The sequence below is a fragment of the Sphingomonas hengshuiensis genome (assembly GCF_000935025.1).
Lineage (GTDB): Bacteria > Pseudomonadota > Alphaproteobacteria > Sphingomonadales > Sphingomonadaceae > Sphingomonas > Sphingomonas hengshuiensis.
The window spans coordinates 3,716,613-3,741,310 of record NZ_CP010836.1 but is presented as its reverse complement, the minus strand read 5'-3'; the positions used below and the strand labels follow the sequence as shown (position 1 = coordinate 3,741,310).

Annotated in this window: 21 protein-coding genes; 14 read left to right on the top strand and 7 right to left on the bottom strand. The window is 68.1% G+C overall.

All coding sequences use genetic code 11. The features are described 5' to 3' along the window. Positions 1–23: 23 nt before the first annotated feature. Genes TS85_RS16795 through TS85_RS16785 form a run of 3 tightly spaced genes read left to right on the top strand, consistent with a single transcriptional unit; the run spans position 24 to position 2,708 of the window. A complete protein-coding gene (locus tag TS85_RS16795) occupies positions 24–950 on the top strand; it encodes a hypothetical protein (RefSeq protein ID WP_052507976.1) in 927 nt (308 codons plus the stop codon). Beyond that, positions 947–1,480 carry a DUF2141 domain-containing protein gene (locus tag TS85_RS16790; protein WP_044333786.1) on the top strand — a complete coding sequence of 178 codons (534 nt, stop codon included), beginning with the start codon at positions 947–949 and terminating at the stop codon, positions 1,478–1,480. Before TS85_RS16795 ends, TS85_RS16790 begins: the two co-directional genes overlap by 4 nt. A 19-nt stretch (positions 1,481–1,499) precedes the next feature. Continuing rightward, complete coding sequence (locus tag TS85_RS16785) at positions 1,500–2,708, top strand: glycosyltransferase (RefSeq protein WP_044333785.1); 1,209 nt, start codon at positions 1,500–1,502, stop codon at positions 2,706–2,708. On the opposite strand, the gene TS85_RS16780 is transcribed toward TS85_RS16785, so the two are convergent. Beyond that, positions 2,636–4,195, bottom strand: a complete 1,560-nt coding sequence (locus TS85_RS16780) for a hypothetical protein (protein WP_052507975.1) — start codon at positions 4,193–4,195, stop codon at positions 2,636–2,638. The two genes, TS85_RS16785 and TS85_RS16780, sit on opposite strands and share 73 nt — an antisense overlap. Positions 4,196–4,352: 157 nt before the next feature. Here TS85_RS16780 and TS85_RS16775 point away from each other — a divergent pair, with 157 nt between their 5' ends. Next, positions 4,353–5,972, top strand: a complete 1,620-nt coding sequence (locus TS85_RS16775) for an alkaline phosphatase D family protein (RefSeq protein WP_044333784.1) — start codon at positions 4,353–4,355, stop codon at positions 5,970–5,972. Between the two features lie 176 nt (positions 5,973–6,148). On the opposite strand, the gene TS85_RS16770 is transcribed toward TS85_RS16775, so the two are convergent. Next, on the bottom strand, positions 6,149–6,541 hold the full coding sequence (locus TS85_RS16770; RefSeq protein ID WP_044333783.1) for a hypothetical protein: 393 nt from the start codon (positions 6,539–6,541) through the stop codon (positions 6,149–6,151). A gap of 7 nt (positions 6,542–6,548) precedes the next feature. After that, positions 6,549–9,137 (bottom strand): aminopeptidase N, encoded by a 2,589-nt coding sequence (pepN, locus tag TS85_RS16765; protein ID WP_044333782.1) that lies wholly within the window; start codon positions 9,135–9,137, stop codon positions 6,549–6,551. Between the two features lie 119 nt (positions 9,138–9,256). Between pepN and TS85_RS16760 the strand changes: the two genes are divergently transcribed. From TS85_RS16760 to TS85_RS24805, 4 genes are read left to right on the top strand one after another with little or no spacing between them, the layout of a single operon-like run. Then, positions 9,257–10,918: a M28 family metallopeptidase gene (locus TS85_RS16760; protein WP_044333780.1), complete on the top strand. Its 1,662-nt coding sequence runs from the start codon at positions 9,257–9,259 to the stop codon at positions 10,916–10,918. Next, positions 10,915–12,528, top strand: a complete 1,614-nt coding sequence (locus tag TS85_RS16755; protein ID WP_044333779.1) for a M28 family metallopeptidase — start codon at positions 10,915–10,917, stop codon at positions 12,526–12,528. Before TS85_RS16760 ends, TS85_RS16755 begins: the two co-directional genes overlap by 4 nt. Positions 12,529–12,565: 37 nt before the next feature. Further along, positions 12,566–13,333 carry an APH(3')-I family aminoglycoside O-phosphotransferase gene (locus TS85_RS16750; RefSeq protein ID WP_044336478.1) on the top strand — a complete coding sequence of 256 codons (768 nt, stop codon included), beginning with the start codon at positions 12,566–12,568 and terminating at the stop codon, positions 13,331–13,333. Positions 13,334–13,337: 4 nt separating this feature from the next. Then, positions 13,338–14,159, top strand: coding sequence for a Rossmann-fold NAD(P)-binding domain-containing protein (locus TS85_RS24805; protein WP_077228668.1), 822 nt, complete (start codon positions 13,338–13,340; stop codon positions 14,157–14,159). Here TS85_RS24805 and TS85_RS16745 read toward each other — a convergent pair. From TS85_RS16745 to TS85_RS16730, 4 genes are all read right to left on the bottom strand, one after another. After that, positions 14,069–14,983, bottom strand: a complete 915-nt coding sequence (locus TS85_RS16745) for a DMT family transporter (RefSeq protein WP_044333778.1) — start codon at positions 14,981–14,983, stop codon at positions 14,069–14,071. The two genes, TS85_RS24805 and TS85_RS16745, sit on opposite strands and share 91 nt — an antisense overlap. Continuing rightward, positions 14,980–15,981 carry a threonine aldolase family protein gene (locus TS85_RS16740; protein ID WP_044333776.1) on the bottom strand — a complete coding sequence of 334 codons (1,002 nt, stop codon included), beginning with the start codon at positions 15,979–15,981 and terminating at the stop codon, positions 14,980–14,982. Before TS85_RS16740 ends, TS85_RS16745 begins: the two co-directional genes overlap by 4 nt. Before the next feature lie 266 nt (positions 15,982–16,247). Next, complete coding sequence (locus tag TS85_RS16735; protein ID WP_077228667.1) at positions 16,248–18,524, bottom strand: transglycosylase domain-containing protein; 2,277 nt, start codon at positions 18,522–18,524, stop codon at positions 16,248–16,250. A gap of 343 nt (positions 18,525–18,867) precedes the next feature. Then, a complete protein-coding gene (locus TS85_RS16730) occupies positions 18,868–19,434 on the bottom strand; it encodes an HNH endonuclease (RefSeq protein ID WP_044333774.1) in 567 nt (188 codons plus the stop codon). A 97-nt stretch (positions 19,435–19,531) separates the two neighbouring features. Here TS85_RS16730 and TS85_RS16725 point away from each other — a divergent pair, with 97 nt between their 5' ends. The 6 genes from TS85_RS16725 to TS85_RS16700 all read left to right on the top strand — a co-directional run bounded on the left by TS85_RS16725 (position 19,532) and on the right by TS85_RS16700 (position 24,694). Beyond that, positions 19,532–20,518 carry a glutamyl-Q tRNA(Asp) synthetase gene (locus TS85_RS16725; RefSeq protein ID WP_044333772.1) on the top strand — a complete coding sequence of 329 codons (987 nt, stop codon included), beginning with the start codon at positions 19,532–19,534 and terminating at the stop codon, positions 20,516–20,518. Positions 20,519–20,527: 9 nt separating this feature from the next. Beyond that, entirely contained in the window at positions 20,528–20,755 is a 228-nt protein-coding gene (locus tag TS85_RS16720) for a twin transmembrane helix small protein (protein WP_044333770.1), read from the top strand. Positions 20,756–20,907: 152 nt separating this feature from the next. Further along, complete coding sequence (locus TS85_RS16715) at positions 20,908–21,465, top strand: cob(I)yrinic acid a,c-diamide adenosyltransferase (RefSeq protein ID WP_044333768.1); 558 nt, start codon at positions 20,908–20,910, stop codon at positions 21,463–21,465. 61 nt (positions 21,466–21,526) lie between these two features. Then, on the top strand, positions 21,527–22,798 hold the full coding sequence (gene egtB, locus TS85_RS16710) for an ergothioneine biosynthesis protein EgtB (RefSeq protein WP_155006605.1): 1,272 nt from the start codon (positions 21,527–21,529) through the stop codon (positions 22,796–22,798). Position 22,799: 1 nt separating this feature from the next. Continuing rightward, positions 22,800–23,777 (top strand): L-histidine N(alpha)-methyltransferase, encoded by a 978-nt coding sequence (egtD, locus tag TS85_RS16705; RefSeq protein WP_044333765.1) that lies wholly within the window; start codon positions 22,800–22,802, stop codon positions 23,775–23,777. A gap of 47 nt (positions 23,778–23,824) precedes the next feature. After that, on the top strand, positions 23,825–24,694 hold the full coding sequence (locus TS85_RS16700; RefSeq protein WP_044333763.1) for a 3-hydroxybutyryl-CoA dehydrogenase: 870 nt from the start codon (positions 23,825–23,827) through the stop codon (positions 24,692–24,694). Positions 24,695–24,698: the final 4 nt, after the last annotated feature.

Genomic DNA, 24,698 nt, shown 5'->3' with positions numbered 1-24,698 from the left:
AAAGCCCTGTTGTGGAGTCTTCGGTGAACACGAGCGTTGTCGAAGCTCCCCGTGCGGGCGCTACAGACCTGGCCGGGCTTGAGCCCGTGGAGAAGATCCGGCGGCGCTGGCCGATGATCCTGGGCGCCGGGCTTACTCTGTTGATGATCGTCGGGCTGGGGCGCGAGCTGTTCGGGTCCGGGCTGGCCGGGCTGACCCGTGCGCTGCCGACCAACCCGTTGTTCTACATCGTCTTCGCGGTCTATTATCTCGGCCCGCCGACCTTCGATTACATCATCTTCCGCCGGCTGTGGAATATCCCGCTCGCGGGCATGGCCGCGCTGCACAAGAAGCGCATCTCGAACGAAGTGCTGATCGGCTATTCGGGCGAGGCCTATTTCTACGCCTGGGCGCGCCAGCGGACGCGGATGGTCGCGGCGCCGTTCGGGGCGGTCAAGGACGTGCTGATCCTCTCGGCGATCGCGGGCAATGCCGTGACGCTGGCGGTGGTCGCGATGGCGCTGCCGTTCGGGATCAATTTGCTCAAGCCTGCCGAATTCAACACGCTGATGGGATCGATCGCCGTCATCTTCGCGATGTCGCTGCCGTTCATGATCTTTTCGAAGCGGGTATTCTCGCTGCCCCGCGGCCAGCTCTGGTGGGTGTTCGGCATCCACTGCGCGCGTATCGTCTGCGGGTCGATGCTCATCGCCTTTGCCTGGCATTTCGCGATGCCCCAGGTTTCGGTCGGGGTATGGTTGCTGATGGCGGCGGCGCGGCTGCTCGCATGGCGCCTGCCGCTGGTTCCCAACAAGGAACTGCTTTTCGCCAACTTCGCGATCATGATCATCGGGCAGGGGCAGGCCCTGTCCGAGTTGATGGCGCTGATCGCCGGCCTTACGCTCCTGGGCCATGTGGCGCTGATCATGGGCTTCAGCATCCACGCGCTGATTACGAGGAACAAGCAATGAACCGCACCCGTGTCGTTCTCGTCCTGGCCCTGGGCATGGGCATCCTGCCCGTCACCGGCGCCACGGCCGCGGCCGAACTGCAGGACCCGGTGGACGGTTCGTGCGCGATCGGCACCGGGCCGCAGCTGCGCGTCAACGTGGTCGGGCTGAAGGACCGCAGCGGCCGGCTGAAGGTCGAGATCTATCCCCCCAACGAAGCCGATTTCCTGCGCGACGATCGCGACCTCAAGGCGCAGGGCAAGCAGATGCGCCGCGTCTGGGCGCCGACGCCCGCTTCGGGCCCGGTATCGGTGTGCATCCGCGCGCCCGCCGCCGGACAATGGGCGCTGCTGTTCACGCATGACCGCGACGGCAAGAACAAGTTCAACTTCTGGCAGGACGGCGCCGGTTTCCCCAGCAACCAGAAGCTGGGGCGCAGCCGGCCCAAGGTGCGCCAGGCGCTGGTGAACATCCCCGCACAGGGCGGCCAGATCACCGTCCACGCGCAATATCTGCGCGGGTTGGGCGGCTTCGGCCCGATCGACGACTGATCGGGGGGAGGGGGCCGCGATGCGCATCGTCGACGTCAACGAGTTCTACTCGCCCACCGGCGGCGGCGTGCGCACCTATCTCGATCGCAAGATGGGGATCATGGCCGATCTCGGGCACGAGCTGATCGTCGTCGCCCCCGCGCTGGAGGACGGCATCGAGGACCGGCCCGGTGGCGGACGCATCCATTGGGTCAAGTCGCCGGCGCTCGTGCTGGATCGCAATTACTGCATCTTCGTCAAGGATGCGCCGGTCTGGGCGCTGCTCGACCAGTTGCGGCCCGATATCGTCGAATGCAGCTCGCCCTGGCTCCCCGGCTGGACCGTCGCCAATTGGAAGGGCGATGCGCTCAAGGTATTCTTCGCGCATGGCGACCAGATCGGCGCCTATCCGCAGCGCTGGCTCGACAGCGTGGCCACGCCGATCCAGGTCGAACAGGCCTTTGCCTGGTACACGCGGTACATGAACCGCTTCCTCGCGCATTACGACGCCTTCGTCACCAACGGCCCGGCGCTGGCCAAGCGCTTTCGCCGCCGGGGGATGCACGTCGATGCGTCGATGCCGCTGGGGATCGAGCGGAGCTGGTTCTCCCCCGATCTGCGCGACGAGAAGCTGCGCGTGGCGATGCTGGCGCAATTGGGGTTACCGCCGGAGGGGCATTTGCTGCTCGGGCTGGGGCGGCATCACAAGGAAAAGCGCTGGCCGCTGGTGATCGACGCGGTCGAGGCGGCGGCGAACGACTTGCCCGTGGGGCTGATGCTGATCGGCGACGGACCGCAGCGCCGCCATCTGGAGACCCGCATCGCGGGCAGCCCGCACATCAAGATTTTCCGCCCGGTTTATGATCGCGTGCGGCTGTCGCGGATCATGGCGAGCTGCGACGCGCTGATCCACGGATCGGATGCCGAGCCGTTCGGGCTGGTCGCGTCCGAGGCGCTGGCATCGGGGCTGCCGCTGATCGGGCCGGACGAAGGCGGGTTCGCCGAGCTCGCCGATCCGCTGTTCGCCGAGACCTATGCCGCGCGCGACGCGCTGTCGGCGGCCGACGCGATCCGGCGGATGTTCGCGCGCGAGCCCATGATCCTGCGCGCCGCCGCCCGCCATGCTGCGCAGCGGGTGCGCAGCGATTATGACCATGCCGTCGAGCTGATGGCCTATTATGAAGGCTTGCTGGCCGCCCGGCGCGGCGGGATCGGCACCGCGCTCGCGGTCACGCCCGGCGCCGCATAGACGTCGATCATCAGGTCGCCGAGCGGGTATCGCCCGCGCAGCGTATAGCCCCCCGCGTTCAGCCGCCGTACCGTCAGGGCATGCGCGGCCATCCGCTCGCCGAAATATTCGGGGCGCATCACGACGATTTCGGGCCGCTGGTCGAAAATCCGGTCGATCTCGGCAAGCTGGTTGACCCCCAGCGCGCCATTCTCGCGCTCGCGCGACAAATGGCTGGGGAACAGCCACGGGCTCAGCGCGCAACGCCCGGTATAGCTGTAGAGTATCGAATTGCCCGAATAGACGTACATGCAGCCCGGCCCGTGCCCGATCGCGTCGGCCAGCGTCTCGAGCTGCTGCGCGTTGCCGCGGTGCCACGCCGCGCTCCACGCAGTATATTCGCCGCCGAACAGCGCCATCGCCAGCAACGCCGGCGCCACCAGGGCGCGGCCCAGCCGGTGCCCGCCCAGATAGCCTGCGCAACACACGCACGCCGGCAGCAGCACCGGCAGCGCATAATGGTTGAACCACGACCCGAAGACGAGCAGCCCGAACACCGACGCGATCAGCCAGCCGAAATAGAGCGCGCGCACCGGATGCTCGCTCGCGTCGCGAACCGGCACCCGGCGCGACAGCCCGCTGACGATCAGCAGCAGCCCCAGGATCAGCGCGACCTTCAGAAAGGCGCGCAGCAGCACCAGGGCGGGATCGCTCTGCCGATCGACGATCGATCCGAAATTGGCGTAGAACCACGCATCGCCATGGCCGACCGCGACATAGAACGCCCATGCCGCCAGCGTCGGTGCGGCGGCGATCGCGGCCCATGCGGCGCCCCGCCGCACCACGTCGGCGGTGCTCGTGCCCAGCCGATGCTCGCGCCACATCAGCCACAGCCCCAGGAACGCGCCCTCGAACAGCACCGAATATTTGATCTGGAGCGCGACGCCGATCAGCGCCATCGCGATCATGCCCCGGCGGAACCGCGCGGCGGAATCGCGCGCCTCGCGCGGGCGCGGCACGATCGCCGCGACGGCGACCGCGGTGAGCAGATTGTAGAAGACCGGCGACTGCCCGCCCTGGCCGTCGCCGAAATTGAGCATCAGGATATACAGAATCGCCGCGACCATCCCGCCGCGTTCCCACCCGGCATGCTTCGCCAGCCGCAGGATCACGAGCGCAGTCGCCACCACGCTGGCCAGCGCCATCATCTGATAGACCCAGATGCCCCCCGGCACGCCGAACGCCGCGGCGGGCAAATACAGCAGGAACAATCCCACCGGCTTGCGGTCCCAGATGTCGACAAAGGGCAGCGCGCCGTCGAGCATCATCCGCGCAGTGACGAAATAGAATTCCTCGTCGACATGCACCACCGGGTTGCCGAAGGTCAGCGCGCGGACGGCGATGGCGACGAGCAGCAGGATCGACCAGCGCGGCAGCGCGGCGACAGCGGTCTGGAGCGAGGCGAACGGGGCGAGTCGGGAATCGAGAAGGGCCGTGTCAGCGGGCAAGTCGGGGGCTCCCGGCCGGAGTGGGCGTATGCCGAAGCGAAGACATGTACGAACCGCCTGATTGTTTACGACTTGGGCGTTCCATAGCCGCAGCCGCGGCGGCTGTCACGAACCCGACACAGCAGCAGGGCAAGCGCTCGTCCCATTGGAGGAAGCCATGACCCTGAACATCGATCGCCGTTCGCTGCTGCTCACCGGCACATTGGGGCTGGGCGCGCTGGCGCTCCCCGGCTTCGCGCGCGCACAGGCTTTGGCCAGCGGCTTCACCCATTCGGTGGCGAGCGGCGAGCCGGGGCCGGATACGATGCTGTTATGGACGCGCTATGTGCCGTCGACCGGCGACGCCGTGCGGCTCCGCGCCGAAATCTCGTCCACCGCCGATTTCGCGCGGATCGTGTCGGGTGGTGAACAGATCACCGGGCCATGGCGCGATTTCACGGCCAAGGTGACGGTGCAGGGCCTGTCGCCGAATACGCCCTATTTCTATCGCTTCGTCGCCCCCGATGGCAGATTCTCCCCGGTGGGTCGGACCAGGACGCTCCCTATCGGCCCGGTCGCGCGTTTCGGCATCGGGGTGTTTTCGTGCAGCAACCTGCCGTTCGGCTTCTTCAATGCCTATGGCCATGCCGCGACTCGCGACGATATCGACCTGTGGGTCCATCTCGGCGACTATCTCTACGAATATAAGCGCGGCGGCTATGCGCCCGCGGGCGGCGCGGTCGCGAATCGCTGGCCCGAACCCGCGGGCGAGATGATACACCGCGCCGATTATCGCCTCCGCTACGCCAGCTATCGCAGCGATCCCGACCTCCAGGCGCTGCACGCGATGAAGCCGATGCTGGTCCAGATGGACGATCACGAATCGGCCAATAACAGCCGCGAAATGAGCGCGCAGAACAACCAGCCCGACGAAGCCGACTGGAATGATCGCAAGGCGGCCGCGCTCCAGGCGTTCAAGGAATGGATGCCCGTGTCGGAGACGCCCTGGGGCAGCTATGACATCGGCACGCTGGCGACGCTGTACCGCACCGAAAGCCGGCTGATCGCGCGCAGCGACGAACCCGATCTCGACGCGCTGTTCAAGACGGCCAATCCGGCCCGCGCGCTCGCCGAGTTCCGCGACGGCGCGCTCCAGGACCCGGCGCGGACGATGCTCGGCACCGAGCAGGAGGTGTGGCTGGGGCATGCACTCGCCGGGTCGGTGCGGCGTGGCCAGAAATGGCAGGTCGTCGGCTTCGGCACGATCATGGGCCAGCAGCGAGTCCCGGCCCAGGCGCTGGATTGGCTAAAGCCCGATTCGGGCGCTGCGACCAAGGCCTATGTCGAGGCAGGGGTGATGGCGGGCAAGCTGGGGCTCCCCGCCGATCTCGACAATTGGGGCGGCTTCCCCGCGGCGCGCGCGCGCTTCCTGAAGTCGGCGCAGGCGGCGGGCGCGGACCTGATCGTGCTCTGCGGCGACAGCCACAATGCATGGGCCTTCGACCTGGGCCAGGACGGCAAGCCCGCAGGCGTCGAGTTCGCCGGGCACGCCGTCACGTCGCCGGGCTACGAAGCCTATGCCGCCGCCGATCCGAAGGTGATCGCCGCCGGGATGGTCGCCGCCAATCCCGAGCTGAAATGGTGCGACACCAGCCGCCGCGGCTATATGGCGCTGACCCTGACCCCGGAGGGTGCGCGCAACGACTGGGTGTTCATGGATACCGTGACGGAGCGCACGACCCGGGCAAGCATCGGTCATACCGCGACGGTGCGGCGGGGGCGCAACGTGATGGGGTGAGGGGCCTCAGGCTTGAATTTTCCGCCCCTTTGCACTAGGTAGCCGGTACTGGTTTGAGAGGTGGAACCGCTACCCACGCACCGGGTCTGAAAGGGCCGGGTATAGGCTTCGAGCCGAGAGATCGCGCTTTGCAACGCGCTCAGACCAAAAGGGGAGGGCTTTGCCTTCCCCTTTTTCTATCGGGCGAGATGCAACCTGTTGGCGCTTCTGCGCTGGTTTATCGTCTCCTGGCTGACGGTGTACGCACTGCGTACATTATACCCGCCGAAGCGATTGCGCTCGAAGCCTACCGAGACCAGACCATGCGGGTTCGCCGAGCCCTCGGGCATCGGCCGCACCAGATAGAAATTGCGCCCGTGCTTCGGGTCCTGCCCGACATAGAGCGGGCGCGCCACAATGTCGAAAATGGCGGCGATTATGTGCGGGTAATCGCCGGCATGATCGGTCGCGATATGGGCATGGCACGCGGCACTGACCCAAACCTCGCCGGGTTCGAGGTCAGTTCCCAAGGCGGCATTGACAATATCCACCGGAAGCGGCCCGACCCGAATGGCGCGGAATGCCGCCATCCCCCCCTCAATCCAGCGACTTGGTCGCCTGCTCGAACATGTCCTTGCTCAGCCCTGGCGTCGCCACGATCCGCTCCAGCTCGGCGCGCATCCGGGCGGCGCGGGCGGCGTCGAAGCGCTTCCACCGGCCCAGCGGCGGGATCAGCTTCGCCGCGGTCTGCGGGTTGAGCCGGTCGAGCGCGATCAACTGGTCCGCGACGAAGCGATAGCCGCGTCCCGAAATATCGTGGAACGCGCGCTGGTTGACCGCGAACGCCCCGATCAGCGCGCGCGCGCGATTCGGATTGGCGAGCGTGAAGTCGCGATGCTGCGCCAGCGCCTCGACGCGCTGCGCGGTGTCGTCGCGGCTCGACAGCGCCTGGGTCTGAAACCATTTGTCGAGCACCAGCCCGTTGCCGGCATAGCGCTGGTAAAACGCCTCGATCGCCTGTTCGCGCAGCGGCGAGGTGCCGCTGGCCAGCGTGGTCAGCGCGCCCTGGCGATCGGTCATATTGTCCGCGCCTTCGAACTGGGCATAGGCCAGCGCGGCGGCGTCCGCCGCGCCGCTCGCCGCGATATAGCCCAGCGCCACGGTCTTGATCCGCCGCGCGCCCTTGCCCGTCGGCGAATATTCGAAGCGGTTGGCGCGCACCGCGTCATAGGCGGCGCGCCATTCGGCGTTGAGCGCCATGCCCAGGTCGCGGCGCAGTGATTCTCGGGCGCGGAAAATCGCCTCGGGATCGACCACCGCCATCTGGTCGCCGATAAAGCTGTCGGAGGGCAGCAGCACCGCCTCGGCGATGAAGGCCGGGTCGAGCGCGCCGTCGGTCAGCGTGTTTCGCACCGCGTCGATCACCGGCTGGTGATCCGCCGATCCGCTGGCGACCGAGGCCACCAGCGTATCGAGCATCAACTGCTGCATCGCCTCGTACCGGGCAAAGGGATCGTCATCATGCGCCGACAGGAATGCCAGGTCGGCGGCGGTGCGGTTGGTCTCGACTATGATCGGCGCGGAAAAGCCGCGGTTGATCGACAGCACCGGCGTCTCGGACAGATTCTCGAACACCATCTCGGCGGCATCGTCCTTGAACAGCATGAGCTGCTCGTCGCACATTGCGCGCCCGGTGAAGCTGCCGAACAGCTTGATCTTGAGCGGCAGGACCATCGGTTCCTTGACCGGCTGGCCCGGCGTCGGCGGCACGCTCTGGCGCAGGCTGAGGCGCGCGCGCCCGCCTTCCTGCGTCAGCGTCGCGGAGACGCGCGGCGTTCCCGCCTGGGTGTACCAGCGGCGGAACTGGCTCAGGTCGGCGCCGCTTGCTTCCTCCATGCTCGCGACGAAATCCTCGCAGGTGGCGGCGGTGCCGTCGAAGCGCTGGAAATACAGGTCGGTGCCCGCGCGGAACTTGTCCGGGCCGAGGATGGTGTGGATCATCCGAATGACTTCGGCGCCCTTGTTATAGATCGTCGCGGTGTAGAAGTTCGAAATCTCGATATATTCGTCGGGGCGCACCGGATGCGCGAGCGGGCCCGAATCCTCGGGGAACTGGCTGGCGCGCAGCCCGCGCACATCCTCGATCCGCTTGACCGCGGCGCTGCCCTGGTCGGCCGAGAAGCTCTGGTCGCGGAATACCGTGAAGCCTTCCTTCAGGCTGAGCTGGAACCAGTCGCGGCAGGTGACGCGGTTGCCCGACCAGTTGTGGAAATATTCATGGGCGACCACCGCGGCGATTGCGTCGTAATCATAATCGGTTGCGGTGTCGGGATCGGCGAGGATGTAGCGGCTGTTGAAGACGTTCAGCCCCTTATTCTCCATCGCGCCGAAGTTGAAATCGTCGACCGCGACGATGTTGAACACGTCGAGGTCATATTCGCGGCCATAGACCTGTTCGTCCCACGCCATCGACAGCTTGAGCGCATGCAGCGCATGGTCGGTCTTGGCGAGGTCGGGGCTGCGCACCCAGATGCCGAGCTCGACGGTGCGGCCCGACAATGTCGTGAAGCTGCCGCGATTGGCGACCAGATCACCCGCGACCAGCGCGAACAGGTAGCTCGGCTTGGGGAAGGGATCGTGCCACTCGGCCCAATGCCTGCCGTCCGCGCCCTCGCCCTGCGCGATCGGATCGCCGTTCGCGAGCAGCACCGGGAAGCGCGCCTTGTCCGCGGTCATCCGCACCTTGTACCGCGACAGCACGTCGGGCCGGTCGGGGAAGAAGGTGATGCGGCGGAACCCTTCCGCCTCGCACTGGGTGCAGAGCATCCCCTGCGACGCATACAGCCCCTGAAGCTGGGTATTGCGCTCGGGCGCGATCACGACTTCGGTGTCGATCCGGTGCGCACTGCCGGTCAGCGGGATGACGAGGTTCGGCCCGTCCATCGACCAGCCCGTCGCCTCGACGCCGTCGACAAGCACGGACACGGGGACCAGCGCATCGCCGTCCAGCACCAGCGGGCGATCATGCACGCCGTTGCGCTCGACCTGCAACGTCGCGCGGACGCGCGTCGCGGCGGGATCGAGATCGAAGTCGAGTGCGATCTCCGGAACGCGCCAATCGGGTTCGCGATAGTCTTCGCGGCGCGTGATCGTGGGCGCCTGGGTTGCGGTCTGTGCGTCTGCCATAGTGCGGCGATATAAGAGCGACATCGCCGCGCGTCACCCCAAACTGGCGACTTGCCTATGAGTGGCGGAATGCTACCGATAGGCGATCCCCTCCACCCTCCCTCCCGAGGTTTCCCTGCATGTTCCGTCACGCCCCTCCGTTCGCCCTCGCGCTGCTGCTCGCGACGCCTGCCGTCGCGCAGGTCGGCACGCCCGAGAAGAACGCCGTCGTCAATGCCGAGCTGCCCGCAGACCAGGCGGCGATGAAGAGCCATGTCATGTTCCTCGCCTCCGACGCGATGCGCGGGCGCGACGCGGGCTCGCCCGAATATGACATTGCTGCGCAATATGTCGCATCGCAATTCTACGCACAGGGCCTGCGCCCGGCGGGCGACGCCGGCTCCTATCTGCAAAAGGTACCGCTGCTCAGCTACAAGGCGGCGGACAAGGGCAGCATGGCGATCACCCGCAAGGGCGGCGCCCCGGTAAGCCTGGTGTTCGGCGAGGACTATATCCCCGGCGCCAACCCCGCCGCGCTCAGCTTCGCGCGCACCGCGCCGGTGGCGTTCGTCGGCTATGGCATCGTCGGGCTGGGCCGCGACGATTACAAGGGCGTCGATGTGCGCGGCAAGATCGTCTTGTTCTTCGGCGGCGCCCCCAGCGCCTTCCCCGCCGAAGAGCGCGCGCATTTCAGCAATGCCGCGACCAAGGGCGAGATCGCGATGAAGCGCGGCGCGGTCGGCTATCTCTCGCTCGAAGGGCCGCGCGCGGGACGCGGCAATTACCCGTTCAAGATGATCGTCGCCAATTGGGACCGCCCGCGCGTCACCTGGGCCGAGGCCGATGGCACCGGCCATATCCCGACCCCCGCTGCGCCGGGGATGGGGTTGCTCAGCCTGGCGGGCGCCGCCAAGCTGTTCGAAGGTGCCAAGACGCCCTGGGCGACGATCGTCAAGCTGGCGGAAAAGGACGATGCGACGTTCAAGCCGATGCTGCTCCCCGCGACGCTGACGGTGGGCAGCAAGACCGTGCTGACCCCCATCACCAGCTACAATGTCGCGGGCATCCTCCCCGGCAGCGACCCCGCGCTCGGCAAGCAAGTCGTCGTGCTGTCGGCGCATCTCGACCATGTCGGTGTCGGGCGGCCCGATGCGAAGGGCGACACCATCTATAACGGCGCGATGGACAATGCCGTCGGCATCGCCTCGCTGATCGAGGAGGCCAAGCGCTTCAAGGCATCGGGCAAGGCGCCGCGCCGCTCGATCCTGTTCCTGGCGGTGACGGCGGAGGAAAAGGGGCTCGTTGGCTCCGATTATTTTGCGCACAACCCCACGGTGCCCAAGGAAAACCTGGTCGCCGACGTCAATCTCGACATGCCGATCATCACCTATAAGTTCGAGGATGTGACGCCCTTCGGCGCCGCGCATTCGACGTTGGGCGAGACGGTGGCGCGCGCCGCCGCGCAGATCGGCGTCGGCGTCGGCAGCGATCCGCGCCCGGACGAGGCGTTCTTCGTGCGATCGGACCATTATCGCTTCGTGCAACAGGGCATCCCCTCGGTCTTCCTCTGGCCCGGCGAGAAGGGCGAGGGCAAGGCCGCGACCGACAGCTTCCTGGCGGATAATTACCATAAGCCCTCGGACGAAGTCGCGCAGGTGCGCCCGATCGACTGGGAATCGGGGGTGCGCTTCGTCGATGTGAACTATCGCATCGCGCGCGAGATCGCCGACGCCGATCAGAAGCCGATGTGGAAGAAGGGCGACTTCTTCGGCACCGCGTTCGGCGGGCCGATGGAGAAATGATGCTCCGCCGCCTGCTCCTCCCGCTGCTGCTGCTCGCCGCGCCGGTCGCGGTCGCGCAACAGCTTCCCCCGGAACAGGCGGCGATCAAGGCGCATGTCCAGTTCCTCGCCTCCGACGCGCTGCGCGGGCGCGAGGGCGGCACGCGCGATTACGATATCGCGGCGGAATATGTCGCATCGCAGATGCTGGCGCTCGGCCTCACCCCGGCGGGGGCAAAGGGAAGCTGGCTCCAGCCGCTCAGCCTCGTCACCTATCGCCCGTCCGAAAGGGCGAAATGGATGCTGACTCGCGACGGCACCACGATCCCGCTCGAATGGGGCAAGGATTTCCTCAACGGCGCGGTGCCGAGCAGCCCCGATTTCACGGCAGAGGGCGGGCTGGTCTTCGCGGGCTATGGCATCGTCTATCCCGAGGGGAAGCGCGACGATTACAAAGGGCTCGACGTGCGCGGCAAGATCGTGCTGCTCTTCCCCGGCGTGCCAGAGGGGCTCCCCAACGCCGTCAGCGCGCATTTCGGCGACGACGACCAGAAGGCGAAGCTCGCGCAGGATCGCGGCGCCAGGGCGGTGATCATCGTCGAATCGACCGAACGCCGCGCCGAATTCCCGTTCGAGGCGATCGTGCCCTTTTGGGATTATGAGCGCAGCACCTGGGCCGCGCCCGATGGCAAGGCGTATAATCCTGCGCCCGGCGCGCCAGTGGTCGGCTATGTCGGTGCTGCCGGCGCCGAAAAGCTGTTCGCGGGCGCAAAGCACGGCTGGAAGGCCGTGCTCGCCGCCGAGGCAAAGGGCGCACGGCTCCCCACCGGGGCGCTGCCCGGCACGCTCAAGCTTGCGACCAAGACCCGGCTGCGCACCGCGCAGACCGCCAATGTGCTGGGGATGATCCCGGGCAGCGATCCCGCGCTCAAGGACGAGGTCGTCGTGCTCTCCGCGCATCTCGACCATATCGGGGTCGGCACCGCGGTGAAGGGCGACCGCATCTATAACGGCGCGATGGACAATGCGATGGGGGTGTCGATGATCCTCGAAGTCGCGCGCACTCTCCAGCAATCGGGCAAGCGCCTGCGCCGCTCGATCCTGTTCGCCGCGCTCGCCGCCGAGGAAAAGGGGCTGATCGGCTCGGATTATTTCGCGCATTACCCGACCGTCCCGGCGGGCGCGCTGGTCGCCGATCTCAACCTCGACATGCCGATCCTCACCTTCCCGCTCCAGGATCTGGTGGTGCTGGGCGGCGAGCGCTCCAGCCTCGGCCCCGTGGTCGAGGCGGCGGCGGCGGGCGAGGGGCTGAAGGTCGTGCCCGATCCCGCGCCCGAGGAAATGTTCTTCGTGCGATCGGACCATTACAGCTTCGTCAAGGCGGGCATCCCCGCGATTTCGGTCGACAGCGGCCCGGGCGGGGCGGGCGATGCGGCGCAGAAGGATTTCCTCGCCAACCATTATCACAAGCCCTCGGACGATTTGAACCTCCCGATCGACTGGGCCTCCGCCGCCAAGTTCCTGCGCGTCAACGCCGCAGTCGCCCGCGCGCTGGCCGATGCCGACCAGCGCCCACGCTGGAACAAGGGCGATTTCTTCGGCGTGCAGTTCGGCGGTTACGGCGCGAACTAGCGTGGAGGCCCGCGAAGCCCCCGCATCGCCGCAGCCGATGCCACCCGCCCTCTCCGCGCTGGTCGAGGGGTGCCGCTGGCATCGCGATCTGGTCGGCGAAGCAGGGGCGGGGGTCTATCGGCTATCAGCGCCCGACGGCGCCGACCTGTACCTGAAGCACGGCCATGGCGAGGTGGCGGAGGCCGTGACCGACGAGATGGTCCGGCTGCGCTGGGCACGCGGGCGGCTGCCGGTTCCCGGAGTCCGCCACTTCACCGCCACCGAAGATGCGGCATGGCTGCTCACCGATGCGATGCCGGGCATCACCGCCTATCAGGCGCTCGAAGCCGATCCCGATGGCGCGCCCGCGCTCGTCGACGCACTCGCCGCCATTCTGCGCACGCTCCACGCGATCCCGACCGAGGCGTGCCCGTTCGACGCCGGCCACCGCGTCCGGCTGGGGCAGGCGCGGGTGCGGATCGATGCCGGGCTGGTCGAGACCGACGAGTTCGACGACGCGCGCGCCGGCTGGACCGCGACGCAGCTGTGGGACGCGATGCACGCGCTGCTCCCGCTCGCGCCCGATGCCGTCGTGACGCATGGCGATTTCTCGCTCGACAATATCCTCGTGCAGGACGGGCGCGTCACCGGACTGATCGATCTGGGCCGGATGGGCGTGGCGGACCGCTGGCAGGACCTTGCGATCCTCTGCAACTGCCTCGACGAATTCGAAGGCGCCCTCGCCGACCGCCTGCTCGCATCCTATGGCATCGCCGACGATCCCGCGAAGCACGACTTCCACCTGATGCTCGACGAGTGTTTCTGATCCCATGCGGCTGCTGATCTTCGGCCCCGGCTACACCGCCTCGCGCATCGCCGACGCGCTTGCCCCCGGCGGGTGGCGGATCGCGAGCGTCCGCCGTGCCGACTATGCCGATCGGTCGCGCGTGGCGTTCGAGATCGCGCACGCGACGCATATCCTGTCCAGCGTGCCGCCGACCGACGTCGATCCGGTGCTTGCGGCCTATGGCGCGGAGATCGCGGCGTCGCGCGCGTGGCTCGGCTATCTCTCCTCCACCGGCGTCTATGGCGACAGCGGCGGGGCGTGGGTGGACGAAAGCGCACCGCTGACCGGGCGGCGCGGGCCCCGTCTCGCCGCCGACGCGGCATGGTGCGCGCTGCCGAACGCGCGGGTGTTCCGCCTGCCGGGGATCTATGGGCCGGGCCGCTCGGCGCTGGACCGGGTTGCGGCGGGGGCTGCGGTGCGCGTCGCGGTGCCGGGGCAGGTGTTCAGCCGGGTCCATGTCGACGACATCGTGCGCGGGGTGATCGCCGGGTTCGACGGCCCGCCGGGCGCCTATAACCTCGCCGATGATCTGCCCGCGCCGCAAAGCGATGTGCTCGCTTATGCCGCGACGCTGCTTGGGCTGGAACCGACTCCCGAAATCCCGCTCGAACAGGCGCAGCTCAGCCCGCAGGCGCGCGCCTTCTATGCCGAGAACCGACGGATCGCCTCGGGCAAGGCGCGGCGGCTGCTCGGCTGGCGTCCGCTCTACCCGACCTATCGATTGGGCCTGCGCGCCCTCAGTGCGATGACCAGCCCCGCCAGCGCCAGCAGCGACCCCGCACCCGCCAGCAGCGACCAGCGATAGCCCTCGAACAGCGTCGAGAGCAGCATCGCGATCACCGGGATCAGCACACTGGTATAGGCCGCCTTGGCCGGGCCGATCGTGCGGATGAGCTGGAAATAGATGGTGAAGGTGATCGAGGAGCCGATCACCCCCAGATAGAGGATGCCCGCAATATAGCCCGCGCGCATCTCGAACACCGGCGCGCCGGCGGTGGCATAGGCCCAGCTCGCGTCGATCGCCGCGCCGCTCAGCATCGCCCAGCCCAGGATCGTCGCCATCGGATAGGCGCGCGCGGTCCGCGTCGCCTGCATCACATTGGCGACCGATGCGGAGAGCACCCCCGCCAGCGCCAGCCCGATCCCGATCAGCGCCTCGTGCGGCCCCACCGGGCTCAGCCGCGCCTCATGGACGAACAGCAAGGCGACCCCCGCCATCGCCACCGCGGAGCCGAGCAGCAATTGCCGCCCCATCTTCTGCCCCAGGAATGCGCGGGCGAGGATCGCATTGGGCACCAGCAGCAGCGCATAGACGATCGCCACGACGCCTGAGGTGATGTGCGCCTCCGCTCGATAGACGAAGTTGAAGTTCATCACGAACTGCGCAAACCCCAGCGCAAGCGCAAAGCCCCATCCCCGCGCGTCGAGCCGTATCCCGTCGCCGCGCGCCGCCGCCCAGATCAGCGTGACGACGCCCGCCACCGCAAAGCGATAGCTGACCGACCAGGACGCGGGCACGACGCTGATCTGGTCCTTGATCACCAGCCAAGTCGAACCCCAGATCAGCGTGACGATCGCGAAGGGGATCAGCACCGTCAGCCGCGTCGAGCGGGGCGTGTTCCCGATCAAAGCGCCGCGACCGCATCGGCCAGCGGGCGGATCGCCTCGGCCGACTGGTCCCAGGACGTGACGAGCCGGATTTCGCCCGGCGCCCAGTCGTAAAAGTCGAAGCCGCGCGCCCTCAGCAACGCCGCCTCCTCCGGCGTGGCGCGCAGAAATATTTCGTTCGCCTGCACCGGATGCACCAGCCGCGCGCCCGCCGCCCGTGCGATCAATGCCGCGCCGGCATTGGCGGCGCGGGCATTGGCGAGCCACAGCCCGCCCTCCAGCATCGCCAGCAACTGCGCCGCCAGATACCGCCCCTTCGACAGCAACAGCCCCGCGCGCTTGCGGCGATACAGGGTGAGGTCGGCCAGCGCGGTGTCGAAGAATATCAACGCCTCGGCGCTCATCGCCCCGTTCTTGACGAAGCCGAAGCTCAGCACGTCCACGCCCGCGCGCCACGTCACATCGGCGGGGTGGCAGTCCAGATGCGCGACGGCATTGGCGAAGCGCGCGCCATCCATATGCAGCCCCAACCCGCGCGCCCGCGCCAGCGCCCCGATCGCGGCGACTTCGTCGGGGGCATAGACCAGCCCATATTCGGTGGCGTTGGTGATCGAGATCGCGTGCGGCTGGATGCGGTGGACGTCGTTGGCGATGGCATCGATCACGTCGGTGATGCCGTCTGGAGTCAGCTTGGCGCCGTTCCCTTCCGCGATCATCAGCTTGGCGCCGTGCGTGTAGAATTCCGGCGCGCCGCACTCGTCATTCTGGATATGCGCGTCGCGGTGGCACACGACGCCCCCATGCGGGGGGCAGAGCGCCGCCAGCGCCAGCGCATTCGCCGCCGTGCCGCTCGGCACCCACAGCGCCCGCACCGGGCATTCGAACAGTTCCGAGAAGCGCGCATCGAGCGATTTCGACCAGCGATCGCCGTCATAGGCGGTGTCGATCTGGTTCACCCCCGCCATCGCCTGCATCACCTGCGGGCAGACCGGGGCAGCGTTGTCGGAGAAAAAGCGCATGGCAGGGGCTTTGCGGATGCCGGGGGGCGAGGTCAACCGGTTGCGGGACGGTCGCCCATCCAATTCCTCCCCGGAACGGGAAGGAATTTAACTCCTCCCCGGAACGGGGAGGGGGACCATGCGCAGCATGGTGGAGGGGCCGCGCCGCCAGGCGCGGGACTCGCTATCCGACAGCGCCCCGCCGTCTGCGCGGCACCCCTCCACCACGCGCTTCGAGCGCGGTCCCCTCCCCGAGCTTCGCCCGGGGAGGAATTGCTCACCAATCGCTACTCAAATCCGCCATCGCGCCGCCGATCCCGGTCCTCCCCGCGCCGTCGTTCGTCGCGCGGGTCGCGGTCGCTGCCATAGCCGCCATCAGGGTCGCGCGGGTCGCCGGGGTCGATTTCGGTCTCGATCGGCCCGCCGCGCATGATCCCGTCCAGCCCGTTCAGCACATCGTCGAGCGTCACGCCCTCGTCGATCGCATTCTCGACCTCCTCCACCGGCTCGGGCGGCGGCGGCGCGCGCAGGTCGAGCGCGCGGGTCATGAAGTCGCGCCAGATCCGTGCGGGCAGCCCGCCGCCCGCGAGGCCCGGGCTCGGCGAATTATCGTCATTGCCGATCCATACTCCCGCCACCAGCCCGCCGGCATAGCCGACGAACAGCGCGTCGCGATTGTCCTGCGTCGTGCCGGTCTTGCCATAAGCGGGGATCGACAACGCCGCGCTGCGCCCGGTGCCCGCCGCCACCACGCTCTCCAGCATCGACCGCAGATCGTCGATCTCGTCCCCGCGAAACCGCGTCGCCGCGCCCAGCCTTTTCGCCAGCCAGTCGTCCGCCGACTCATCGTCGCTCAGCCCCACCGGGCGCACCGGATAGCTGCCATTGGCGATCGCGGCGTACGCGGAAGTCAGCTCGAGCAGCGACACCGTCGAGGTCCCCAGCGCGATCGACGCCTCGTTGCTGATCGGCGTCGAGATGCCCAGGTCGCGCGCCGCGCGGATGACGTTGCCCACCCCGATCTTCGCGGTCAGCCGCGCCGAGACGACGTTGCTCGACTTGGCGAAGGCCTGGCGCAGCGTGATCCGCCCGGCATAGCGCCCGTCGCTGTTGGTCGGGGACCATTCGCCGATCGTCACCGGGCTGTCGTCGACCATCGTATCAGGGGTCATCCCGCTGCGCAGCGCCGCCAGATAGACGAACAGCTTGAAGGTCGAACCCGGCTGGCGCCGCGCCTGGGTGGCGCGGTTGAACGGGCTCTGGCCGTAGCTACGCCCGCCGACCATCGCGACGACGCGGCCATCGGGGCGCATCGCGACCATCGCGACTTGCAGCCCGCGCAGCCCCGCCGATTTGACGACGCGCTCGGCGGCCTGCTGGATCGGCATTTCGAGCGTGGTCTTGACCGTCTGCTCGGTCGCGACGCCGCCCGCGCGGTCGCGCGCCTGGGGCAGCACCCAATCGGCGAAATAGGTGCCGTTGGGCAATTCCTTGCTCCGGCTGACGCGCAGCACCGCGGGGCGGATCGCCGCCGCCTCGGCCTTGGTGATCAGCCCGGCGTCGAGCATCGACCCGATCACCAGCTTTTGCCGGTCGCGCGCGCCCTTGAGGTTGCCCGTCGGCGCCAGCCGGCTCGGCGCCTGGACCAGCCCGGCGAGCAATGTCGCCTGGCTCGCGTTCAGGTCCTCGGGCTCGGCGCTGAAATAATGCCGCGACGCCGCGCGCAGCCCGTACACATTGTCGCCGAAATAGACGTTCGACAGGTAGCGCGACAGGATCTCCTGCTTCGATAGCCACGCCTCGAGCCAGAAGGCGATCAGCACTTCCTGGAACTTGCGCGTCGCGGTGCGCTCCTGCGTCAGGAAGGCGTTTTTCGCGAGCTGCTGGGTGATCGTGCTCCCCCCCTGCGACCCGCCCGAACTGGTGACGTTATGGACGAAGGCGCGCAGGATGCCGCGCGGATCGACGCCCCAATGGCCATAGAAGCGCCGGTCCTCGATCGCGACGAAGGCGTCGCGGACATGCGCGGGCAGCTTCGCCGCATCGATCGGTTCGCCGATCACCGCGCCGCGCCGCGCGATCGGCGTGCCCTCGGCGGACAGCAAGGTGATCGAGGGCGGGGCGGGCGGCTGGAGCGACTTGGAGAGCGGCGCGGTAACCGCCAGCCAGGCCACCGCGAGCACGAACAACAGGATGCACAGCGCAATCCCGCGCGTCACCCATTTCCACGGGTTGCGGCGGACGAGCACCGGCAGATTGCTCGTATAGCCCGCCGGTGCGGCATCGGCGGTCGGCGGTGGCGGGGGTGTCGGAGCCGGTGGCGGCGGAGGCGCGGCGCGGCGCCATTCGGGCACGGGCGCCACGCGCTCGGGCGGCGGCAACCCGCCGGTCAGCTCGAGCGGACTCGGCGCCGCCGTCCGCCCGGGGAGCCAGGATCGCACATCGCGCGCGGGCTTCGCCTCGGGCGCTGGCCGGGGCGCCGGGGTCGGCGCGGGCGCGCTCTCGGGCTCCGCCTGCCGCCGTAGCGGAAAGCGAACATCGTTGCTGCCGGGTTCGCGCGCCATCAGCGCCTCTTAGGCTCACCCGGTCGCGGAGAAAAGCGCAACACCATAGTGTGTTGTTAGTATAATACGGTCGCGAAGGCAAGGCGGACCGCGCAACCGCTGTTGTTCAAACGCGAAAACGCTCTCCTGCGCAGGCAGGAGCCCAGAATCACAGGCGGCGGTGCTTTGAGGATTGCTCCGACCGCCGCAGGGCGGGCATTTTGCACGGTCGTCACCCTCACCCTTCCGCGCCTCTGGCGCTCCCTCCCTCTCCCGTTGGGAGAGGGAGGGGGCCCGCCGCCGAAGGCGGTGGGAAGGGTGAGGGTGACGACCGCGCAAATGCGATAGCCCCCGGAACGCCCCCTCAAGCCTCCAGCTCGACGTCCCAGTACAGCCAGTCGTGCCATGTCTCGTGGAGATGCCCCGGCGGAAAGCGGCGGCCATGTTCCTGGAGCTGCCAGCTTGTCGGGCGGATCGGCGGGAGGTGGAGCGGCATCGCGGCCTGTTGCGGCGTCCGCCCGCCCTTTTTCAGGTTGCAGGGGGCACAGGCAGTGGCGACATTTTCCCAGGTGGTGCGCCCGCCCTGGGCGCGGGGGATGACATGGTCGAAGGTCAGGTCGCGGGGCGATCCGCAATATTGGCAGGTGAACTTGTCGCGAAGGAACAGGTTGAAGCGGGTGAAGGCGGGGAAGTTCGAAGGCTTCACATATTGTTTGAGCGCGATGACCGAAGGAAGCTTCAGCCTCGCGCTGGGACTTCGCACTTCGCGTTCGTAATAGGAGACGACGTCGACCCGGTCGAGGAACAGCGCCTTGATCGCGGTCTGCCAGGGCCATACGCTCAGCGGATAATAGCTCAACGGCGTATAATCGGCGTTCAGGACGAGCGCAGGACAGCTATCGGGATGGCGGATCAAATCGGGATGGTACATGCGCTCCCTCGCCCTGGTTGTTCGCGCCTCCCCTGCCGGGAAAGCGTGACGTGGGCATGACAGCATATGCGGCGACTCGCGGTCAAGGGCCGTGGCAATGATTATCCACACCCGCTTCGCGCCCAGCCCCACGGGGCGCCTTCATCTCGGCCATGCCTGGTCGGCGATCCAGGCGCAGGATTTCGCGCGCGCGCGCGGCGGGCGGTTCAGCCTGCGGATCGAGGATATCGACGGGACCCGCAGCCGCCCCGAGCATGTCGACGCGATCCTGCGCGACCTCGAATGGCTCGGGCTGGAATGGGACGGGCCGGTGCTTTTCCAGTCGCAGCGGCTGGCGCTGTACGGGCAGGCGCTCGACCGGCTGCGCGGGCTGGGCTTGCTTTACCCCTGTTTCTGCACCCGCGCCGACATCGCCGCCAGCCTCTCGGCGCCGCACGGGCCGGAGGGGGTGTATCCGGGCATTTGCCGCGGGCTGGCCGAGCCGGACCTGTCGCGCCCGCATAGCTGGCGACTGGATATGGAGCGCGCACTGACGTGGATAGGTGCTGCTCCGCCTGCCGCCCGCGCTCCCCTTCCGCTTGCGGGAGGGGTCGGGGGAGGGAATGAAACGATCCCGCGCGCCCTCTCCGTCATTCCCTCCCCCAGCCCCTCCCGCAAGCGGAAGGGGGGCGAAGAAGGACGGCTGTCGGAGGAATTAACCTTCCACGACCCCGCCACCGGCACCATCCCCGCCGACCCCCGCCAGCACGGCGACGTCATCCTCGCGCGCAAGGACGCGCCCGCCAGCTATCACCTCGCGGTGACCGTCGACGATGCCGCGCAGGGCATCACCCATGTCGTGCGCGGCGTCGATCTGTTCGCCGCCACGCATGTCCATCGCCTGCTCCAGGCGCTGCTCGGGCTGCCCACCCCCGACTATCGCCACCACCCGCTGCTGCTCGGCCCCGACGGCACCCGCCTCGCCAAGCGCCACGGCGCGCCGTCGCTCGAGGCGATGCGGCTGGGCGGCGAGGACGGGCGGGCGCTGGCGGAGCGGCTGCGCTCCGGGCAACTCCCGGTTGGCATCGGCGCCGGACAGGCGTAGGGTGGCGCGATGCTGTTCCTCGCCATCCTGCTCCTTGCCGCGATGCTCGCGACCTTGTTCTTCCTCGTGCGGGGGCTGGTCAACATGGCCGGCACCACGACCAGCGACCTGGAAGGCACCGGCCCCAGCGAGCGGGCGATCCAGTCGAACAAGATGATGCAGAAGCGCATCCTGTTCCAGGCGATCGCGATCGGCATCATCGCCCTGATCCTGATGATCGCCTCCGCCAAGGGCTGAGTTTCGCGGTTCGGGGGCACCGGCCTGTTCCCCCAATTCCCATCATAGGGCATACGCATTCACATGCGATTGCCCTGCCCATGAGGCCGGCATCCCGCAAAGCAACGCATTATCGCTTCCGCCCCGCCGCGGTCGGGCGTAGGGCGCGGCGCATGGTCAAGCTCAACAAAATCTACACCCGCACCGGCGATGACGGCACCACCGGCCTGGTCGACGGCTCGCGCCTGTCGAAGAGCGATCCGCGGATGGCGGCGATCGGCGATGTCGACGAGGCGAACAGCGCGATCGGCGTCGCGCGCGCCGCGATCGGCCCGGGCAGCTTCAGCGACATGCTGGCGCGCATCCAGAACGACCTGTTCGATCTCGGCGCCGATCTCGCCACGCCGATCGAGATTGCGGGCGCGCTGCGCATCCTGCCGGCGCAGACCGACTGGATCGAGGCGAGGATCGATCATCTCAACGCCGCGCTCGAACCGCTGACCAGCTTCATCCTGCCCGCGGGCGATCCTGCGGCTGCCGCGCTCCACCTCGCGCGTGCCGTGGTGCGGCGTGCGGAGCGGTCGGCGGTCGGGGCGGGGCTCAGCGTCGGTCTTTCGCCCGATGCTCTTGCCTATCTCAACCGGCTCTCCGATCTTTTGTTCGTCGCGGCGCGCGCGGTGAACCAAAATGGGGGCGGTGACGTTCTTTGGGTCCCCGGCGCGTCGCGCTGAGCGGCATTTCTCCGGCTTGACGATCGGCGGAGCGCCGGGCTAGGAGAACAAAATGCGAACGATGGCCGAGAGGGCGCACGCCGCCGCGCCGCTGGAGCAGCGCTTTGCCCGCGTGCGTGGGCTGAGCGTCGCGCTCGTCGCGCCGCTGTCGGATGCCGATGCGACGATTCAGTCGATGGACGATGCGTCGCCCGCCAAATGGCATCTCGCGCACACGACCTGGTTCCTCGAAACCTTCGTGCTGCGCGATTTCGTGTCCGATTATGCGCTGTTCGACGCCGACTGGCCGTTTCTGTTCAACAGCTATTATGAGGCGGAGGGCGCGCGCCATGCCCGCCCGATGCGCGGGCTGTTGTCGCGGCCATCGCTGGCGCAGATCCTCGACTATCGTGCCGCGGTGGACGAAGCGGTGCTGGCGGCGCTGCCGACGCTTCCGGAGGCTGCACGCGCGCTGGTGACGCTGGGGATGCATCATGAGGAGCAGCATCAGGAGTTGCTGCTGACAGACATCCTTCATCACTTCTCAGTAAATCCTTTAGAATCAGCGATTTGGTCTGCGCCGGCCAAGGTCCCCGTGGCGATGCCCGGCCCGATCGGCTGGATCGAGGGGGTATCGGGCGAGGTCGAGATCGGTGCCTCGGGTGCCTCAACTTCATCAACTTCGCCCGATTTCGCCTTCGATTGCGAAGGCCCCCGCCACCGCGCGCTGCTCCATCCCCACGCGCTGGCGGACCGCACCGTCACCAATGGCGAATGGGCCGCGTTCATCGCCGATGGCGGCTATGCCGATCCGCGCCACTGGCTGTCCGACGGCTGGAGCTGGGTCCAGGCGCAGGGCATCACCGCCCCGCTCTACTGGCGCCGCGAGGAGGGCGGGTGGAGCCGCTTCGGGCTCGACGGACGCCGCGCGATCGATCCCGCCGCGCCGGTGACGCATGTCAGCCTGTATGAGGCCGACGCCTATGCCAGCTGGGCGGGCGCCCGTCTGCCCACCGAATTCGAATGGGAAGCGGCGGCGGCGGCGCACGATCCGCTGGCCGGCAACCAGCTCGATGCCGCCGGCCCGGTCGAACCGCGCCCCTCGCTGGGCGGCCCGGCGTTCTTCGGCGATGTCTGGGAATGGACCGGCAGCGCCTATCGCCCCTATCCCGGCTTCCGCGCGGTCGAGGGCGCGGTGGGCGAATACAACGGAAAATTCATGTCGGGCCAGTTCGTGCTGCGCGGCGGATCGTGCGCCACCCCGCGCGGGCATGTCCGCGCCGCGTACCGCAATTTCTTCTACCCGCACCAGCGCTGGCAGTTCACCGGCGTGCGGCTCGCAAAGGATATTTGAGATGCTCAAGCCGGAAGTCGAGGATGGCCAGGCGAGCCTCGCCGATCCCAATTTCCGCCGCGACGTGCTCGACGGGCTCGCCGCCCGCCCGCGCGCGATCCCGGCGCGCTGGTTCTATGATCGCCGGGGGTCGGAACTGTTCGAGGCGATCACCGACCTGCCCGAATATTACCCGACTCGCACCGAAACCGCGCTGCTGCGCCAGATCGGGCCCGAGCTTGCCGGGCTGTCGGCGCCGGCGGCGGCGGTGGTCGAGTTCGGCTCGGGCTCCTCGGCCAAGACGCCGATCGTGCTGCGCGCGATCGATGCGGGCGCCTATGTGCCGATAGACATTTCGGGCGACTTCCTCCGCCAGTCGGCGGGAGAGCTGTCGCAGGGGTTTCCGGGGCTGCCGGTCTATCCGGTCGAAGCCGATTTCCTGCGCCCCGTGCCGCTCCCGCCGCAGGTCGCCGACATGCCCAAGCTGGGCTTCTTCCCCGGATCGACGATCGGCAACATGAACGCGTGGCACGCCGTCGACCTGCTCCGGGCGATGCGCGAATGGCTAGGCAAGGGCGCGCGGCTGCTGATCGGGATGGACCGAGTCAAGCCGGTCGAGACGCTGGTCGCCGCCTATGATGATGCGCATGGCGTAACGGCGGCGTTCAACCTCAACCTGCTGGAGCGGATCAACCGCGAGTTGCGCGGGACGATCCCCGTCGACGCCTTTCGCCACCACGCGCTCTGGAACGCGGGCGCCGCGCGGATCGAGATGCATCTGGAGGCACAGCGCGACGTCGATTTCGCGGTCGATGGCCGCGGCTTCGCGATGGCGGCGGGGGAGACGATCCACACCGAGAACAGCCATAAATATGGGCCGAACGGCGCGCGCCAGCTCCTGCGCGGCGGCGGCTGGACCCCAATCGCCGAATGGACCGATCCGCAGGACTGGTTCGCGCTGATCCTGTGCGAGGCCCAGCCGCTGCGCCGCGCACCCTAGCCGCAGCGCGCTTCGGACGTTACGGGCGGGGACGAAGGAGACGAGCGATGCAGACGGTGGGCGTGATCGGTGCGGGGCAAATGGGCGCGGGGATCGCGCAGGTCTCGGCACAGGCGGGCTATCGCGTGCTGCTCTCGGACGTCGACCAGGCACGCGCCGAGGCGGGCAAGGCGGGGATCGCCAAGCAGCTCGCGCGCGCCGTCGAGAAGGAAAAGATCACCGCCGCCGATGCCGAGGCGGCGCTCGCCCGGATCGAGCCGGTGGCGGACGTCTCCGCCATGGCCCCCTGCGAACTGGTGATCGAGGCGGCGACCGAGCGCGAAGCCGTCAAGCGCCAGATTTTCGAGGCAGTGGGCAAGGTGCTGGGCGCCGACGCGATCCTGGCGAGCAATACCTCGTCGATCCCGATCACCCGGCTGGCGCAGGCATCGCCCGATCCGGCGCGGTTCATGGGGGTGCATTTCTTCAACCCGGTGCCCGTGATGGGGCTGATCGAGCTGATCCGCGGCCTTGCGACTTCAGACGCGACGGTGGCGGCGGTCGAGGCGTTCGGCCAGTCGCTGGGCAAGCGTATCGTTCACGCCAATGACGCGCCGGGGTTCATCGTCAACCGCGTGCTGATGCCGATGCTCAACGAGGCGTGCTTCGCGCTGGGCGAGGGCGTGGCGACGATTTCCGATATCGATGCGGCGTGCCAGCTTGGGCTCAACCACCCGATGGGCCCGTTCACGCTGGCCGACTTTATCGGGCTCGACACCTGCCTGGAGATCACCCGCGTCCTGTTCGAAGGCACCGGCGACCCCAAATTCCGGCCTGCGCCGCTGCTCGTCAAATATGTCGAGGCAGGCTGGTTTGGCCGCAAGACCAAGCGCGGCTTCTACGATTATTCGGGGCCGGAGCCGGTGCCGACGCGCTGAGCGC

Bases quoted from the DNA above. Each gene is read 5' to 3' on its own strand.
- TS85_RS16700 (WP_044333763.1), top strand. From the start codon at position 23,825: ATGCAGACGGTGGGCGTGATCGGTGCGGGGCAAATGGGCGCGGGGATC.
- TS85_RS16720 (WP_044333770.1), top strand. From the start codon at position 20,528: ATGCTGTTCCTCGCCATCCTGCTCCTTGCCGCGATGCTCGCGACCTTG.
- TS85_RS16770 (WP_044333783.1), bottom strand. From the start codon at position 6,541: ATGGCGGCATTCCGCGCCATTCGGGTCGGGCCGCTTCCGGTGGATATT.
- TS85_RS16790 (WP_044333786.1), top strand. From the start codon at position 947: ATGAACCGCACCCGTGTCGTTCTCGTCCTGGCCCTGGGCATGGGCATC.
- TS85_RS16725 (WP_044333772.1), top strand. From the start codon at position 19,532: ATGATTATCCACACCCGCTTCGCGCCCAGCCCCACGGGGCGCCTTCAT.
- egtD (WP_044333765.1), top strand. From the start codon at position 22,800: ATGCTCAAGCCGGAAGTCGAGGATGGCCAGGCGAGCCTCGCCGATCCC.
- TS85_RS16775 (WP_044333784.1), top strand. From the start codon at position 4,353: ATGACCCTGAACATCGATCGCCGTTCGCTGCTGCTCACCGGCACATTG.
- egtB (WP_155006605.1), top strand. From the start codon at position 21,527: ATGGCCGAGAGGGCGCACGCCGCCGCGCCGCTGGAGCAGCGCTTTGCC.
- TS85_RS16715 (WP_044333768.1), top strand. From the start codon at position 20,908: ATGGTCAAGCTCAACAAAATCTACACCCGCACCGGCGATGACGGCACC.
- TS85_RS16740 (WP_044333776.1), bottom strand. From the start codon at position 15,981: ATGCGCTTTTTCTCCGACAACGCTGCCCCGGTCTGCCCGCAGGTGATG.
- pepN (WP_044333782.1), bottom strand. From the start codon at position 9,137: ATGGCAGACGCACAGACCGCAACCCAGGCGCCCACGATCACGCGCCGC.
- TS85_RS16730 (WP_044333774.1), bottom strand. From the start codon at position 19,434: ATGTACCATCCCGATTTGATCCGCCATCCCGATAGCTGTCCTGCGCTC.
- TS85_RS16760 (WP_044333780.1), top strand. From the start codon at position 9,257: ATGTTCCGTCACGCCCCTCCGTTCGCCCTCGCGCTGCTGCTCGCGACG.
- TS85_RS24805 (WP_077228668.1), top strand. From the start codon at position 13,338: ATGCGGCTGCTGATCTTCGGCCCCGGCTACACCGCCTCGCGCATCGCC.
- TS85_RS16785 (WP_044333785.1), top strand. From the start codon at position 1,500: ATGCGCATCGTCGACGTCAACGAGTTCTACTCGCCCACCGGCGGCGGC.
- TS85_RS16735 (WP_077228667.1), bottom strand. From the start codon at position 18,524: ATGGCGCGCGAACCCGGCAGCAACGATGTTCGCTTTCCGCTACGGCGG.
- TS85_RS16750 (WP_044336478.1), top strand. From the start codon at position 12,566: ATGCCACCCGCCCTCTCCGCGCTGGTCGAGGGGTGCCGCTGGCATCGC.
- TS85_RS16755 (WP_044333779.1), top strand. From the start codon at position 10,915: ATGATGCTCCGCCGCCTGCTCCTCCCGCTGCTGCTGCTCGCCGCGCCG.